Genomic DNA, 17417 nt, shown 5'->3' with positions numbered 1-17417 from the left:
GGGGCTTTTTGTTAAATGCTATTTGTAATCATAAATCACTGTTATTTATGTGGTTATTAGCTGATATTTCGGTAGAACAGTTACGCGCAGAAAAAATAAGCTGAACAGGGGTGATCTTTACTTTAGTTTTCTGGTAAAATCTCGTCCTAATTTTCTCTAAGTGAATTTACGATGGGTAAAAACGTTGTTGTATTAGGCACCCAATGGGGTGACGAAGGAAAGGGTAAGGTAGTTGATCTCCTTACAGACAAAGCATCTTTAGTAGTTCGTTATCAAGGTGGCCACAATGCGGGTCATACTTTAGTTATCGAAGGTGAAAAGACGGTTCTACACCTTATTCCATCGGGTGTATTACGTGACAATGTTAAATGTGTGATTGGTAATGGTGTAGTTTTATCACCAGAAGCGCTAATGAGAGAAATTGGCATGCTAGAAGAACGTGGCGTACCAGTACGCGAGCGTCTTTTAATAAGTGAAGCATGTCCACTAATCTTGCCTTTCCATGTTGCATTAGATGTAGCCCGCGAAACTGCTCGTGGCGATAAGCCAATTGGTACAACTGGCCGTGGTATCGGTCCTGCGTACGAAGATAAAGTGGCGCGCCGTGGTTTACGCGTAGGTGATTTATTTAATCCTGAAGTTTTTGCAGCTAAATTAAAAGAAGTTCTTGAGTACCATAACTTCACTTTAGTTAACTACTACAAAGTAGATGCTGTAGATTTTCAAAAAACGTTTGATGATGCAATGGCTGTTGCAGATATCTTAAAAGCAATGGTTGTAGATGTAACTGAGCTTTTAGATCAAACGCGTTTAGCAGGCGAAAACATTTTATTTGAAGGTGCACAAGGTACGTTACTTGATATCGATCACGGTACTTACCCTTATGTAACATCTTCAAATACTACAGCTGGTGGCGTTGCTACTGGTGCAGGTTTTGGTCCATTAAACCTTGATTACGTTTTAGGTATTATTAAAGCGTACACTACACGTGTTGGTTCAGGTCCTTTCCCTACAGAGCTTTACGACGGTCTTGAGAAACAAGATCCAGTTGGTAAGCACTTAGGTGATAAAGGCCATGAGTTTGGCGCTACAACAGGTCGACTTCGTCGTACTGGTTGGTTAGATGCAGTGGCTATGCGCCGTGCGGTTCAAATCAACAGTATTTCAGGTTTTTGTTTAACTAAGCTTGATGTTTTAGATGGCTTAGAAACGCTTAAAATCTGTATTGGTTACAAGCTTGAAGATGGCACAGTTACTAACGTAACACCATTAGCAGCTGAAGGTTACGATAAAGTAACGCCAGTATACGAAGAAATGCCAGGTTGGTCAGAAAACACTGTTGGTGTAACGAGTCTTGACGGTTTACCAAAAGCTGCGATTGACTACATCAAGCGTATTGAAGAAATTACGGGTGTTCCAATTGATATTATTTCTACAGGTCCAGACCGCGTGGAAACTATGGTACTTCGCAACCCGTTTGCGTAATTACCATTAGATTAAAAAAAGCTGCCTAGTGCAGCTTTTTTTGTATCTAAAATTCACCTTGGAACGATCTTTGTATATATTTTAATAAGTTTATTTTTATAAGTGGTGAGCATGCGTTTATTTTACCGTAATTGCGTATTAAGGCTTTCATTAATTCCGCTGTCTTTATTTATAGCAACCAACAGCTTAGCTACAGAAAGCCCTGCTGCTGTACCGCTGTATACAGAATCTGAGCTAATTGCGTTAATAAATAAAAATACGCATTTAGCGCGGGTGAAGGCAGATGATTGCCAGTTAGTGCAAGATATAGAAGCACGAGCCAATAAAATGGCATTGCCGTCTTATCAATTTTTATACGGCGATATGCTGGCTTATAACGTGTGCGTGGATCGTAATGTAGAGTTAGGTGTGTATTACATGCGAAAAGCGGCTGAGCAAGGCTTAGCGGCAGCGCTAGAGCAGTTAGGGCGTTACTACGACACCGGGCGTTTAGTTCAGCAAGATAAAGCAATGGCAATTACGTATTTGCGTGAAGCGTCGTCGCAAGGCAATTTAAAAGCACAACTACGTTTGGTTAAATTATTTAATGATGGCTATGGCAGCCCGCGTGATTTTGAAGATGCATACCGCTGGCTATTTAATTCTATGGTGGCAGATAAAGCGACTCATAAAAAAATTGAGCGAGCGTTGACTAAGTTAGCGCAAAAAATGCCAGATAGTGTGGTTGCGCGAGCTCGTCTTCCTATTTAATGGCTCTTAAAAAACAAAACCCTAACTTTTTAAGTTAGGGTTTTTGAGTTTTTACTACCTGTAAAAGTGTTTAACTTTCTTCTTTAGCCTTTGTTTGCGGGTCTTTTAAGACCGACATTTTAGGCGGCTGTAATGCAACAACACGCTCGCCTTCTTGCGGCGGTTTTTCCATGTTAATTGTAAATGGTCTTAGCTTAATTGGCGTATCGTCGTCGCTGTCTTTATCACCTTTAAGAATAAACAAAGGGATAGCCTCAGGGTTCATTTCTAGGTATTGCTCCCAGCTAAACTCATCCGAGATACGTGTTGAACTAACCTTACCGCCTTTAGCTATAATACTGCTCAAACGTGCGTATGAGCCTTCGTCGCCAAACAGTATTTGTCTAGATAAAAACGTTGCACTGTCTTTATTTGCTTTAGCATGCGACGTTGATGAGCGAAGCGAAAATACATTTTTTTCATTAAGTAAATGCGAAAAGTATTGAACGCCTAGCGCATTATGATGACGGTTTGGCGATAGCGCTAAGACACTGCGAATAGTTGTTAGAGGTAAGTAGCGTTCAGCATGCTCTGATTGCGGGTTACCATAATAACAAGCTAAGCCATCCATACGTGCCATTCTGCAGTTTTCCCATGCAGGATCTGAAAGGTGAACCGGAATATTCTGCTCTTGTAAGCCACGTCCAATTGCACGCGATACATGGTTTGCACCAATAATTAATATTGTGTTTGGCGATGGTTGGCGTACACCTAATAGCTTGGCAACAGGGATGGCTGTTAAGCTTTGCAGCACAACCGTAATGATGATCACCGTAAATATAAGTGGCACCATTTTTTCAGCATCAGCAACGCCAGCTTCCATCATACTTAGTGCAAATACCGACCCAACGGCTGCGGCAACTATACCGCGTGGAGCAATCCAGGCAAGTACCAAGCGAGACTTCATTGGTAAGTCAGTACCAAAGGTCGAAATAGCAATACACAGTGGGCGTGCAACAAAAAGCACAATAGCTAAAAATATAAATACATCGCTGTCGAGCATCATCAAATCAGAAAGCTGTAAACGTGCTGCAAGTAAAATAAACAGCGTTGATATTAATATCATCGACAAGTCTTCTTTAAACTCAAGTACAGAATCTATTTCTAAATCGTCTTGGTTAGCAAGCCAAATACCAAATACAGTTACTGCTAATAAGCCTGATTCATGGCTTAAATAGTTTGATACAGAAAAACTAATAAGGACTAGTGCTAAAATTCCAAACTTATGTAATTCAAATGGCAGCCACTCGCGACGCATTAATAGGGTTGTTAGCCAACCTGCAGCAACACCAATACTTAAACCAACACCCAGGGTTTTAACTAAAGCAATAATAGTATGACTAAATACTTCGCCTTGGCCTACAAGCATTACAGCTTCAAATACCAATACAGCAAATAATGCGCCAATTGGGTCTATTACAATACCTTCCCAGCGAAGTATGCGGTCTATGTCTTGTGTTGGACGCATTGAGTTTAATAGCGGTGCTATAACGGTAGGGCCAGTAACAACGAGTACTGCGCCTAGTACCGCAGCAACACGCCAATTGAGCTCAAGCAACCAGTAGGCGCTTAAGCTAATAATAATGCAGGTAGTAAGCATACCGATTGAGCAGAGATTCCTTACAACTTTTCCTATCCCTTTTAATTCTCTGAAATGCAGAGTTAAGGAACCTTCAAATAAAATGATGGCAACGCTTAGTGATACTACTGGAAACAGTAAATCACCTAACAATGCATCAGGGTCTAAAACACCACTAAATGGTCCAAGTAAAAGACCAGTAAGCAATAAAAAAAGAATAGCGGGTACTCTAAAAGCCCACGCGACCCATTGGGCAAGCACAGAGCAAAGTGCGATACCGGCTATGTAAATTGCTGACATAGATTAAGAATTCCTTATTTATGACGATATGTTTAGAAAGTATAACTTTTGTTAATTATTAATACAGGGGTATACACCGGAAACTGAAATATTACTAATCAATTTTAGCTGCTTATAAAAGATTAGTAGGCTTAAATTATTTAGCGAGAACTTAGCCACCTTATTTTGAAGTGTATTAATTGTTTAATTTATTGAATTTTAATAACAATATAAAGGATATGAGTGTTTCGTATTAACTTAGTTCGAATTTTAACCTTGATTTTAAAGGGGTATTTGGTGTATTATACTTCGTGTTCTAATAATTAGTCATCTAACGAAGTTTATTGAAGATAAAACAGGCTTGTTAATCTTAACGTCATTTTTAATCTTTATAATCATGTGTTAGTGATGTTTCTAGTATTAGAGCATTACAAAATATCATTTGCCGAATTCTTGGTATGGTTTTGCCAAACAAGTTTATTTAATTATTTAAGTAAATAAAGGTTTGAGTTGAACTATTACTTTCAATATTTAGCCCCCATCGTGGCGGTTAAATCTCGGTCCTTTGGTCTTCACCCTATCTGTTGGTGTATCAGACTTTAGAGGCTCTATGTATGTTGTTAATAAAAAAGCCACACACAGCTTTTTACAGCGATGCATAAACAACACTTTTAAATTTTTTGATTAGTGCTGCTCAATATTATTGGGTTGTTGCTACTTTTACTTAACCTCAAATCTAAGCTTCTTGTTTTAGATATGGTTTTTGCGTGTGTGTAAAAAAGTGTTGCCTAAATGAAAAGAAAAATTCGAAGCTATGTTTTAAACCTAGCTACTTAGTTTTAGCTCGTCTAATTAAGATGAGCGCAGATAAAATGGAAAGTTGAGCATTTATGCAAAAGTTAAATTGGCGACGTATCGTACTTAAAGTAGGTAGTGCATTAATTGCACCAGATCAAGATGGCTGCCGTTCGCGTTACATATTAACCATCGCACAGTTCATTGTTCGTTGTCGTGCCCGTGGAATCGAGGTGATTTTAGTATCATCGGGTTCTGTAGCGGCTGGAGCGCATTTATTCCCATCAGACAAACCTCGCTCCGTGGTGATGAAAAAAGCAATGGCAGCGGCAGGCCAAACAGAAATGATCGCCATGTGGGACCGCTTTTTTGACTTTCCATCTGCGCAACTATTATTAACGCACGGCGATTTACGTGACCGCGAGCGTTACCAAAGTATTCGCGAAACAGTGTTTACTTTGCTTGAGCATGGTGTTTTTCCTATCATTAATGAAAATGATGCTGTAACTACCGACGACTTAAGAGTGGGTGATAACGACAACTTATCAGCAATGGTCGCAGCAGCAGCCGATGCCGATGCTTTATTAATATTCTCAGACGTTGATGGGTTATATGATAAAAACCCTAACTTACATGATGATGCGGTGTTACTGCCTGAAATAAAATCAATTGATGAATCTATTTATGCTATGGCAGGATGTGCTACAAGTGCTGTTGGTACTGGTGGCATGAAAACCAAAATAGAAGCGGCAGAAAAAGCAACGTCACATGGTATCGCGACTTATATTATAAACGGCTTTAAAGAAGAAACATTTACGAAACTGCTAGCTGGGGAAAATCCTGGTAGCGTATTTTTACCGTACGAAAAACCGATGCAAGATTCTGTACATTGGATGACACACACAGCAAATGAGCAAGGTGAAGTTGTTGTTGATGGATCATTTGATGAATCCCTTGAAGGTGAAAGTGGATGTATTCGCGGTGATGAAATCATGGAAGTCCATGGTGAATTTGCTGTTGGTGATACCATTTTAGTACGTAGTGAAGACGGTACGCGTTTAGCTAAAGCGACCGCAAATTATAGTAGCTGTTTGTTAAACTTTATTGCAGACAACGAACAGAGTGAATTCAGCGAAAAAATGCAGGATTCAATTGGACCAGTTATATCTGAAAAACATATCGCATTATTGGAGAAGTCATGAGCTTAATTACGGACATTTCACGCCAGACAGCTAAAGCTGCCCATACACTTGCTTTACTCGACACCGAGACTAAAAATCAAGTACTAGTTGAAATGGCAGCGGCACTAAGAGAGCAAAAAGCATTTATAATTAAAGAAAACGAGAGTGACCTAAGCGCAGCACGCGACAATAACTTAGCAGCCTCAATGATAGACCGCTTAACGTTAAACGATGAGCGCATTGAAGCAATGGCAGAAGGCATTGAAGTAATAGTAAGCCTAGATGATCCTGTTGGTCAGCTACGTGATATCACAGAGCGTCCAAATGGCATTAAAATTCGTAAAATGCGCGTACCTCTTGGCGTTGTGTGTATGATTTATGAAGCACGCCCAAATGTAACAGCAGACGCTGGCGCATTGTGTTTTAAATCAGGTAATGGCGTTATTTTACGTGGCGGTAAAGAAGCACTTAAAAGTTCGCAAGCTATCGCAAGTGTAATGCACAGCGTACTTGAAAAGCATAACTTACCAGTATCACTTATTTCAGTGATCCCAGATCCAGACCGTGCACTATTAATGGAATTGATGCAGCAACGTGAAAGCATTGATTTAATAATTCCACGTGGCGGTGAAGGCTTAATTAACTTTGTTACCGAAAACAGTACGATCCCAGTAATTCAGCATTACAAAGGCGTTTGTCATCTATATGTAGATAAAGATGCTGATCTTGAAATTGCGCTTAACTTACTACTTAACGGTAAAACGCAACGTACGGGTGTTTGTAATGCACTTGAGGGCTTAGTAGTTCATCAAGATGTTGCAGATGAGTTTTTAAATCTTTGCGCAGTTGTATTACGCCAAGAAGGTGTAAAAATAAATGCCGACAGCTTTGCAGCTAAATATTTTGATAATGCAACTGTGTTAGCCGATAACGAATTTGGTGAAGAATACCTAGACCTTGAAATTGCTATTCGTGTGGTGCCAACTTTCAGCGCTGCTGTGGATCATATCGCTCAGTTTGGTTCCAACCATACTGAAGTGATTTGTACTAAGAACGCAGCTGCTGCAGAGTTATTCCAGCGTAGTGTTGACGCTTCTGTAGTAATGGTTAACACATCATCTCGCTTTTCTGATGGCTCACAACTGGGTTTAGGTGCAGAGATTGGTATAGCAACCTCTAAGCTTCATGCGTACGGTCCGATGGGTCTTGAATCACTGACCACAGAAAAGTATTTAGTTAATGGAGTAGGCCAAGTTCGCGAGTAACTGCAAACTTAGGTTTATAAAAAGCCGAGCATATTCATGCTCGGCTTTTTAGTTTGTAAATTACGTAACGGTTATTTTAATTTATCAAGCCAATCGCTTGCAGGTTCAGGTCTATGTAAATAGTAGCCTTGAAGAATAACTTCTGGATATTCCTGCAATAAACCAAAGTGGGATTGGTTCTCTACGCCTTCAGCTACAATCTCTAACTCGAATAAACGGCCTAAGCTTACAATCATATCAATAATTAACTTATCGTTATTATCAGTCGGTGCTTCCAATACAAAAGAGCGGTCAATTTTTAGCTCCTGTATGGGTAATTGTTTTAGATAAGTTAAACTCGAATACCCAGTACCAAAGTCATCAATAGATACCCTAATACCTAGCTTCTTGAGACAATGAACAGCCTCAATAGCCGCTTCCATATGATTAAGCAATGTCCCTTCAATTATCTCAATAGTGAGTTGCTGAGGATTAATGCTATGTTGCTTTATTTGTTGGCTAATAAAGCTTAAAAAACGAGCTTCATGAAAGTGCCTGCCGCTTATATTAATCGATAAATTTAACTCAGGGTGAGTTTTACTAAGTTGCGTTAATACTTCAAGTGCATTTGAAGTTACCCAGCAATCTAAGTCATAAATTATATCTGATTCTTCGGCTATAGATATAAACTCACCTGGGCTAATAAAGCCTTTTTGGGGATGCTCCCATCTTAATAAAACCTCAGCTCCTTTAAGGGTTTGGCTTCGATCAAATTGGGATTGTAAATATAGGGATAGCTCATTATTTGAGATAGCTTTGCGTAAATCTTGCTCTATTTCAAAACGACGTTTTGCTTGCTCGCCAAACGAAGTATCAAAAAAGGTAACTCTATTACCGCCTTTCTCTTTTGCCTTGTAACAAGCTGCCTCACAGTTACGAATAGTTTCAATAGCGCTTTCCCACTGATCTTCTCGAGGAAAAATATACGTGCCAATACTTACCGTTAAGCTAACGTCTTGCTCACCTACCTTAAAAGGATGGTTTACACTTATAAGCAGCTCTTGAGCTTTATTTTCTGCCATAGCTTGGGCTCTAACTCTGCCAACGCCTTTTTCAACTGTACACAGTACTGCAAATTCATCACTGCCTAAGCGAGCAATAACATCTTTTTTACTCACCTTAGAATGAATTCGTTTAGTTAATTCTTTTAAAATGTTATCGCCAGCAAGTAGGCCTAATCCATCATTTATTGAGTGGAAGCTGTCTATGTCAATAATATAAATATAGGCATAACTATTTTCGGTACTACAAACCTGAAGTTGCTGCTCTAACTGTTTTAAAAAGCCATTTCGGTTTGGCAAACCTGTAAGCTCATCATGCCATGTGAGGTAGTGAATTCTTTCTTGTGTTACTTTAACGCTCGAAATGTCACTAAACACACCAATATAATGCACATTAGTATCTTGATCGCCTTTAACCATACTTAGAGTCAGTAGCTCAGGGTAAAGCTCGCCATTTTTGCGTCTGGTTACAAGTTCTCCACTCCAATATCCAGCTTGATTCGCATGCTCCCATACTTGATCAAAGCTAATACTAGGGTGGTTATTTTGTTTAATGTCGTGCAACTGCATTTGCAGGGAGTCAGATTCACAGTAACCGGTTATACGGCAAAATGAAGGGTTTACGGCTATAATTTTGCCATTACTATCGGCAATAACAACACCATCAGCGGTTCCCGTTAGGGCTTGATAAAATAACTTTTGTTTTGAAGAGAGCTCTTTTAATTCTTCTTCACGCTGGCTTAGTTCTTTCGCCAGTGACTCTATTTCAAGTAGCTTATCGTGTAGGTCAAAGTTTTTTTCTATAAGCCTATCAAGCATGCCCTGTGCGGTAATATGGGTACGGATACGTGCTCTAACGAGCGCTAGCTTGTAAGGTTTGTGTATGTAGTCAATTGCGCCCATTGCAAAGCCTTTTTCTTCAGACTCTTCTTCGGTAAGCGCAGTTACAAATATGACGGGGATGCCTTTAGTATTTTGTTTCGCTTTGAGTATATTACATACTTCGTAGCCGTCCATGCCCGGCATCATTATATCTAATAAAATCAAGTCAGGGCGAGTTGACTCAACAAATACTAATGCTTGTTCACCGCTAGTTGAAATACGTACGTCGTAGTCAGTTAAAAGTCCTTCAACTAATACGTGTAAATTACTAGGTTCGTCATCAACAATAAGAATTAAAGGTTTATGCTTTTTCTCTGTAGTTAATCCCTTACTGTTTGCGAGATAATTTGAATGCACTATCTATCCTTCTTTGCGTTCTTTGCTATGTTAAATCTAGTTCAGGTTAGTGGTTATGCCTAATTTTTATTATCGTTTCTATATTTATCAATCAACTCTATTACTAATGCGTAGTTAAAATGATCAATTGCTTCTTTGAGCTTAAATAGAGAGTGGCTTCTATCATATTGATTCATTTCTAGCTGTCTAACCAAACTGCTAGGTACGGGGCGAGCCGTTAATGCTAATGAGTATATTTTATCGATAACCGAGTCTTCGTTTTCTAGTTCATGTCGCTGTATATGTTCTTTTTTAAAGCTATCAGCTACCAAGAATTGTTTTACGGCAAAAAGTGTAAGTGTTAATTGTTCATTAAAGTGAGATAAGTTAATACTTTTCTCATTTATTAAGCTTTTCTCAACACTTTGCGCGCTTTGTTGCAGTAGCTCCAAACCTAATGTGCCGGCAAGGCCCTTAAGTGTATGTACTAGTCGAATTAAGCTTTCTAACTCTCCATTTTTAATTAATATATCAGCTTTAGTCGAAAAGTCATTGTAATCGTTGACAAACTGAGTAAATAATTTAGTTAATAATACGTCATTATTTTCTAGGTTTTCTTTTGCCAGCTGCAGATTAATTGTATTTAATGGTTTGTTACTTTGTAGGTGTTTTTCTATACTTTCGAAAAGAGCATCAAAAATAATTGGTTTTACTAAAAAGTCATCCATACCGGCTCTAAATGCTGCTTTTTTATCATTAGGGTCTGCGGCTGCCGTAATAGCAATTATAGGAGTTTTGTAGCCTCGCTCTCTTAATATGCTTGTTGCTTCTAGTCCGTCCATAACTGGCATTTGAACATCCATAAAAATAATATCGATGTCATTTGTCTCTATTTTATCTAATGCGTCACGTCCATTGTCAGCAATGATCACGGTCATATCTAATCTTGCTAAAAGGGCGGAGGCTATTTCTTGATTAATTTTATTGTCGTCAACAACTAATGCATTAAAACCCGAGAATTTAGGGTGAGGCTTTAATTGCTTTTCTTTAAAATTATTTGGTGAGAGTGCTCTTAAAATTTCTACTTCACTATTTTTATTACCAATATTTATAATGTCTATATTTTCATTTTTTGCAATTGGCTCAGGAGACTCTTCATCAGTAATCAATAAAATAAGCGTCAATTTTTCATTCGTATTTTTATTTTGAGCGTACAGTTGTTGTAAAATAAAGTTATCGTTGAGCTCTTTTTTTTCTATCGACATTATTACAATACTAAATGGGCTACTAGGCTGAGACATTTTTGCAATGGCTCTTAATGGTTCTTGTGTTGTTTCTGTCGTTATATTTATATCACTTAGTAAGTCCATTAATTTTTTAATTTGCTCATTATCAGGGCTAATTAATAAGGCGTGTTTTTTAAGCTTTTGTTGCTCAGATAAAGTAAAGGGTAGAGTAAAGAAAAACTCGCTACCTTGATTAATCGTGCTTCTTACTTGTATATCTCCGCCCAGCAATTTAGTTAATTGTTTGCTTATAGTGAGTCCTAAACCGGTCCCACCATACTTTCTTGTTGTGCTTGAATCACCTTGCGAGAAAGACTGGAATATAATTTTTGATTGCTCTTCAGTCATCCCAATACCCGTGTCTTTTATACTAAAGCGAAGGTTTATTGTTTTTTCGTGTTGAGATGTCGCTTCTATAATTAATGATATTTCACCATGCTCAGTAAACTTAATTGCGTTACCTACACAGTTATTTATTATTTGGCTTAAGTGCATTGGGTCGCCAATAAGTTCAAGCCCTGCATCAACGTGTAAAGTAAAGTTTAATAACAAACCTTTTTGCTTGGCATTTGTTGAGAATAAATTTTGAACGTTAGAAACTATAGTATGTAAGGTAAAAGGGATTTGCTCTAACTGAACTTTTTCCGATTCTAGCTTAGAAAAATCCAGAATATTGTTTAAAATCTGCAATAAATTTTGAGCACTTGAAAAAGCTTTATCTGCGTAGTGTTTTTGCCTTGAGGGAAGCTCGCTGCTTTGTAAAAGTTGCAACATACCTAATATGCCATTCATTGGGGTGCGAAGTTCATGACTCATATTGGCTACAAAATCTATTTTTGTTTTATTGGCTTTATCGGTTTGCTCCATGGCACTCGTCAGGTCGGCATTCATTGCTTCCATTTGGGAATTTAATACGCGGGTTTCATTGAGTAGCTCTTTGGTTTGCTTATTTTTTAAATATAAAGCGTTAGCTGCTTTTATTACCGATGCTATTTCAGTTTGATTTTGGCTGTTATTTGAAATAGTTACTGGCTTTTCGCTATTCATATCTTTAAGTAATAAAGTGAGCTGAGTAATTGGTTTTATAACCGATCTAAAAATAAAATAGCTTAAAAATAAAATGATTAACATAATTAAAACGGCAAATATATTTGCCTGTTCTGTATTTTTTGTTAAGTGGCTACTTAGTAGCTCTTCTGTTTTGATTAGTTTATTTTTTTCTATGTTTTTAATTTCATTAGTTAAATACAGCAATTCGTTTTCTATGCCTGTAAGCACTACATTTACAGAAAAAGTGTAGCTACGGGTGAGTAATACAAGTTGGTTATAAGCTTGGTTTAAGCTTGTTGTTTTATTGGAGAGGGATTCATTTATTACAGAGGTGCTCGTTAGTTTTTTATGTAAGTGATTTAAGTTTTGTTTTACATTTTGTGCTTCATCAAAATTAGGTTTATAGAGGTAGCTTATAATTGCATGTTTTAAATTACTTATTGTGAGTAAAACATCGTTAAAAATAACTTTATTATCATTGTTTGAAGACCCTTCTAAATCACTAATTGTTACTTGTAAGTCATCAATAGGTTGTTTGAACTGAGTAATGTAAAGGTGTTCGCGTTTTTGTCTGTTTACGACAACTTGGCCAAATGTATCTTGGTAATTATTTAAATACTCGCCAAGGCGTATTAGTGAGTTTTGATACTCAGGGGTCTGGTTTTGAGTGTTTGTTTTTAGCTGCTCGAGATTTAGATTTGCCTTATTTAAGTAAAAATTAAATTTGGTAATCGTATTTTCATTTGCATTGTCAATAAATGAAACTGCATGCCCTTGCAGGGAAATAATATCGTTTTCTAAGTTAGTTACAGCTTCACTTTGAATAAGCGCGTTACGCTGCGACTTTTGCAAGTTTAGTAAGGTCGTTTGCGAATAGTTAAACAAATAGCTTTGTAAAAGAAGTAATCCAATCAGCGGACACAAAGCTAATATTATTTTTGATTTAATTGAATTTATTATCATTATCGGCTAATCAACTCATACCATTTTTGTAGACTGTAGTCATAGGTTGGCATAACGGTGTTCCATACTGCTACATTGCTAAAGCGTTTATGGTAACTACCGCCGTTGCGTTGCTTACCCGCTTTTACTGCTACGTCGCCATTTGTATTTAATAAATCTATGTTTGTTGCTTTTCCACCGTACCAGTAATCCCATTCGGCCTGAGATAGAAGTAGTTTAGAGCGTTGTGGGTTACTAATGTAATAACCTTGGCGAGCAATAAATGCACCAGGCCAGCCTGAAAGCCACCAATTCATATAGTCGTAAGCTGCATCTTTTACGCTACTTTGTGTTTGTGACGATAAACACATAACACCATGCCATCCTCGGTAGCCTTCTTTTGGCGCGGCAAAACGAACATTAATATTTTGACTGTTTAACGCAGAGACGGCAGGCGAAAACATACTTTCTATATGGGCACGCTTACTTTTCATAAACTCAATCGATTCAGGGACCGAGTTCCAATAGCCACTAAAATGACCTTGGCGTTTAAAGTCGAGTAATATACTAAACAATCTATCAAGTTCTGGGCGGGTCATTGCACCTATATCGTTAAACTTTATAAGCCCTTTGCTTTGTGCTGCTAGGGCTAGGTCAAATAATCCAATGGTAGGCGCATTTACAATGGCTACTTTACCTCGGTTCTCGTCATCAAGCAGCCAACTCCAGCTTTCTGTTTCGTATGCTATACCGGGCTTAATAAAGTCGGTGTTGTAACCAAAAGAGTCAACATTATGCACATAAGGCAAAAAGCTAATATGATCGCTTTCTTGAGCGCTTAATGTGCCATCGGGTTGAACATTTAATAATTTATAGGGAGCATCACCTGCACCAATACTTGCAGTTTCGGTTAGTTTTCCCGTTTTAGTTAGTGGATTTATCTCGTTAAAGTAGGTGAGTCGTTTTTTTTCTATTGGCTGTATAGAACCTGCATCCCAAAGCACATTAATGCTGTTTGACCATTGTTCGTATAAATCAAAGGAGCTAGGGTCCATTGATGCCTTTTGCAAAACAGCAGCGCTGCCTGCGGGAGTAAATTCTATATTAATACCCAAGTCACTCATCGCTTGCTTGCGAATAGCCTCTTGGAGTGTTACATGCGTACCAAGTACTCTTAATGTGACTTTTTTTCGGGCAAAAACATAAGGCGCATGTGTTATTGCACCAGCTGTTAAACCTATTGCAGCTAGCTTTTTTAGCGTTGAACGCTTAGGGTTGTCCATGTTAAGCCTAAAGTACTAATGTGTGACATTATGTATAGCTAAGAACTTGTAAAGACACAAGTTGAATGGATAAATTTAAAATTATATAGAATGAAAAATTAGAATAGTAGGGTGTCAAAAAACAATAAAAACAATGGAAAAATAGAAGAGTAGAGCGAATTTGAAAAGGAGTAGGAAAGTGGTGGAGCTAAGCAGGATCGAACTGCTGACCTCCTGCGTGCAAGGCAGGCGCTCTCCCAGCTGAGCTATAGCCCCACATTCCTAAGTTACATATAATGTAACTGCTTGACTGCTGAGTTCCAAGCGGGACGAACTTTAAGTTTTTTTATAAAATTGGTCAAGTATTTTTTCGTAAATTTTCACTGTTTACGTCAATTTTTGTTAGACTCGGCTTAATTCAAAACTAAAACGATAAAAAACAATGAAAAAATGTGTTCTAGCGCTTATGGTTTTACTCGCTGGCTGTGCCTCGAATGACGAGCCGCCTTTTGAAATAAATAATAAACAGTTTCACGAAAAGCAAGATGAGCAAGGCAATAAGCTTTTTGCTTATGTTGTTTCGGTAAAAGCTAAGCATCGTGAAAACTTTAACCTAGACCGTGGTCCTAACAATAGACCAAGCCGTGGTGAGGTTAAGCAGTATATAGAGAAAGAGCATTTTGAAGAATCGAGCATTCTGAAGTTGCAGCTAGAAGACCAAGCAGTTGAATTATTAAATCAAGAGCTAAAAGAGCGTAAATACTGCGATAACAAACATGAAGTTAATGATGTTTTATGGCGAGATCTGAGTGTACAGCTAAGAGGGCGTTGCTTGTAATATGTTGGCTGATAAAACGAAGTTAGCAGAGCTTTTAGCGCACCTAGATATTGCTTACGATGCAATAGAACATCCGCCGCTACATACTAGCTTAGCGGCTGATGAGTTTATGATTGAGCGCCCAGGTACTCGTCTTAAAAACCTATTTTTACGCGATAACGAAGGCAAGCGACACTTTTTAGTTATTACAGCGCACAATAAGCAACTCGACTTAAAGGCACTATCAAAGCAACAAGGGCTTTCACGCTTAGGGTTTGCATCGAGTGAGCGGCTAGCTAAATATTTAAAAGTGGCTCCTGGGTATGTATCTATGTTGGCTCTTTTAAATGATAAGCAAAACGAAGTGAGCTTATGGGTTGACCAAGATATTTGGCACGGTGATTTGTTTCATTGTCATCCGTTTGAAAACACCCAAACATGGTTGCTTAGTAAAGCTGATTTAGAAACATTTTTTAATTACACAAAGCATCAACCGCGCGTTGTATTTTTACCCTCAAAATAAGCCCACATAATTAACGATAAACCACATAAGCAAACTGCAAGCAGCGTAAACATAAACGCTGTTTGCCCATGATGTTGGTATACCACACCGGGTAATAACGACCCCAATGCGCCACCACTGTAATAAAACGATACATATCCGCCATTGGTTACACTTGGTGGGGCTTTACTGATTTTATTAACGAGCGGTGCGGCAGTTGAATGAATCACAAACATAGCACCACAAAACAAAGTAAATGCGATTAAAAATAAGCTAAGCTGATGGCTCATTAATAAAATAATACTCACACTATAAAAACTAAATACCGCAGTTAATAAATGCCAAGGCGAAGGGACTTTTTTAAGTAACCAAGGTGCAGCAATAGAGGCGAGGGCACCAATTAAATAACCACTGTAAACTAAACCTATGTCACGAGTATTGGTAATTAAAAACGTATTTTGCAATATAAACGGTAAGTAATTAAGTAGTGCAGCAAAGCAAAAAAACATACAAAAAACGGCACCGTAAATTTTAAGTATAGCGCCTTCTTTAAGCTGTTTAATGTAGTCCAGTGGTGAAAGCTGAGACTTTGTTGCTGGGTTCGAAAATTGAGAATGTTTGATTGTTAAAGCTAAGCAAATAAGCATAAAAGCAATTACGTAATAAAAGCTCTGCCAATTCCATAAGTCGCTAAACAAAGCGGCAAGCACACGTCCAAAGTAACCACCAACTATACTGCTACCAATATATAGGGTCATATTTTTTTGAAGTGTATCAGCGCTATAACTCATGCCTATATAGCTAGTCATTGCTGTTAAAGCTGCGGGGAGCGTTAAACCTTGTAAAAATCTGACTAATAATAAAAGCTCAAAGTTAGGTACATAAACAAAAAGTAAGCAGCTAAGGCCTAAAAGCATCATTGCAATACGTAATATAAGTAGTGGATTTATTTTTGCTAAAAATAAACCATAAACGAGCGGGGCAATAGCTAAGGGCAGCATAGTTGCAGTCATTAAGCTGCCAGCTACCGCAGGTGCTACATTAAATTCGCTCGCAAAAAGGCTAAGTAGGGGTTGCGGTGCATAAAGCACAAAAAATATAAATACCGAGCAAACGAGTAGATGAGGTAAACGCATTATATGGCTTGTGCATTTGCTGATTGGTTGTCTGGTATTGTATTAAAAATTGCTTTTAATTGATAATTAAAACCATAGTCATTGCGCTATATCATGGTTTGTTTTAACTAGTTTGCTAGATTAATGTCGATAGCGCTGTTATTTGAACTCGTTGGTGATTAAAATAGCGATAATATTAGTTTTTAGTGGAACAAAGTCATGGGTTCATTACAAGACCAATTGCTTCAAGCAGGATTAACAACATCGCATAATGCTAAAGTTGCTAAATCAGAAAAGCGTAAGCAACAAAAAAAGCAAAAGAAAGGGGCTACTAGCAACCCAAGTGATCTGCAAAAGCATATTCAACAAACCAAGCTAGAGCAGCAAAAAAAAGCTGAAGAGCTTAACCAAACACGCCAAGTGAGCTTAAAGCAGCGCGAACAAGAAGCGCGTGTTAAACAAATTTTAGAGCACCACAACCAAGACGCTATTCGTGGTGAGCGCACATTTAATTTTACTTATCAAAACAAAGTAAAAAATATCGACGTGAACGAGAAAACGCAAAAAGCGTTATCGGGCGGTCGTTTAGCTATTTGTGTACTAGAAGGGCAATTTTACGTACTAGACGACGAACCAGCACGCAAAGTGGCTGAAGTTGACGAAAAGTATATTGTTTTTCATGTAGAGCCAGAAAACAAACCAAAAGATGAAGATGACCCATACGCAGACTTTGAAGTACCAGATGATATAGTGTGGTAATAAGTTATTAAGGGTAAGCTCATTTTTATTTGCTAAAGTATATAAAAGTGAGA

At 38.1% G+C, this 17417-nt stretch carries 12 protein-coding genes and 1 tRNA gene; 7 read left to right on the top strand and 6 right to left on the bottom strand.

Features of this window, described 5'->3' with window-relative positions; genetic code table 11:
- Nucleotides 1–171 precede the first annotated feature (171 nt).
- Both H4J63_RS03040 and H4J63_RS03035 read left to right on the top strand, forming a co-directional pair.
- Nucleotides 172–1485, top strand: a complete 1314-nt coding sequence (locus H4J63_RS03040; RefSeq protein ID WP_007586409.1) for an adenylosuccinate synthase — start codon at nt 172–174, stop codon at nt 1483–1485.
- A 111-nt stretch (nt 1486–1596) separates the two neighbouring features.
- The gene (locus H4J63_RS03035; protein WP_007586412.1) at nt 1597–2235 is read left to right on the top strand and encodes a tetratricopeptide repeat protein; all 639 of its coding nucleotides are present in this window, start codon (nt 1597–1599) and stop codon (nt 2233–2235) included.
- A gap of 70 nt (nt 2236–2305) precedes the next feature.
- On the opposite strand, the gene H4J63_RS03030 is transcribed toward H4J63_RS03035, so the two are convergent.
- Nucleotides 2306–4153, bottom strand: coding sequence for a sodium:proton antiporter (locus tag H4J63_RS03030; protein WP_007586413.1), 1848 nt, complete (start codon nt 4151–4153; stop codon nt 2306–2308).
- 869 nt (nt 4154–5022) lie between these two features.
- On the opposite strand from H4J63_RS03030, the gene proB reads away from it, so the two are divergent.
- Both proB and H4J63_RS03020 read left to right on the top strand, forming a co-directional pair.
- Nucleotides 5023–6129 (top strand): glutamate 5-kinase, encoded by a 1107-nt coding sequence (gene proB, locus H4J63_RS03025; protein ID WP_010554355.1) that lies wholly within the window; start codon nt 5023–5025, stop codon nt 6127–6129.
- Nucleotides 6126–7373, top strand: a complete 1248-nt coding sequence (locus H4J63_RS03020) for a glutamate-5-semialdehyde dehydrogenase (protein ID WP_024600219.1) — start codon at nt 6126–6128, stop codon at nt 7371–7373. Before proB ends, H4J63_RS03020 begins: the two co-directional genes overlap by 4 nt.
- Before the next feature lie 71 nt (nt 7374–7444).
- Here the strand turns inward: H4J63_RS03020 and H4J63_RS03015 are convergent, their stop codons facing one another.
- The 4 genes from H4J63_RS03015 to H4J63_RS03000 form a co-directional block, all read right to left on the bottom strand.
- Entirely contained in the window at nt 7445–9652 is a 2208-nt protein-coding gene (locus tag H4J63_RS03015; RefSeq protein ID WP_182194456.1) for an EAL domain-containing protein, read from the bottom strand.
- Nucleotides 9653–9711: 59 nt separating this feature from the next.
- Nucleotides 9712–12930 (bottom strand): response regulator, encoded by a 3219-nt coding sequence (locus H4J63_RS03010; RefSeq protein WP_182194453.1) that lies wholly within the window; start codon nt 12928–12930, stop codon nt 9712–9714.
- Entirely contained in the window at nt 12930–14192 is a 1263-nt protein-coding gene (locus H4J63_RS03005; RefSeq protein ID WP_024605615.1) for a PotD/PotF family extracellular solute-binding protein, read from the bottom strand. The genes H4J63_RS03010 and H4J63_RS03005 overlap by 1 nt, the downstream gene beginning before the upstream one ends.
- A gap of 179 nt (nt 14193–14371) precedes the next feature.
- Nucleotides 14372–14447 (bottom strand) — tRNA-Ala (locus H4J63_RS03000).
- 166 nt (nt 14448–14613) lie between these two features.
- On the opposite strand from H4J63_RS03000, the gene H4J63_RS02995 reads away from it, so the two are divergent.
- The gene (locus tag H4J63_RS02995; RefSeq protein WP_024592478.1) at nt 14614–15009 is read left to right on the top strand and encodes a hypothetical protein; all 396 of its coding nucleotides are present in this window, start codon (nt 14614–14616) and stop codon (nt 15007–15009) included.
- A 1-nt stretch (nt 15010) separates the two neighbouring features.
- Entirely contained in the window at nt 15011–15511 is a 501-nt protein-coding gene (locus H4J63_RS02990) for a prolyl-tRNA synthetase associated domain-containing protein (RefSeq protein WP_182194451.1), read from the top strand.
- Here H4J63_RS02990 and H4J63_RS02985 read toward each other — a convergent pair.
- Entirely contained in the window at nt 15478–16626 is a 1149-nt protein-coding gene (locus tag H4J63_RS02985) for an MFS transporter (protein WP_182194448.1), read from the bottom strand. The two genes, H4J63_RS02990 and H4J63_RS02985, sit on opposite strands and share 34 nt — an antisense overlap.
- A gap of 198 nt (nt 16627–16824) precedes the next feature.
- On the opposite strand from H4J63_RS02985, the gene H4J63_RS02980 reads away from it, so the two are divergent.
- Nucleotides 16825–17364: a DUF2058 domain-containing protein gene (locus H4J63_RS02980; RefSeq protein WP_002957867.1), complete on the top strand. Its 540-nt coding sequence runs from the start codon at nt 16825–16827 to the stop codon at nt 17362–17364.
- Nucleotides 17365–17417: the final 53 nt, after the last annotated feature.

Origin of the sequence: Pseudoalteromonas sp. 5Ae-yellow (assembly GCF_014077565.1) — a bacterium.
GTDB lineage: Bacteria > Pseudomonadota > Gammaproteobacteria > Enterobacterales > Alteromonadaceae > Pseudoalteromonas.
Note: the sequence above shows the minus strand (reverse complement) of the source record. Positions and strands in the feature narration are given on the sequence as shown.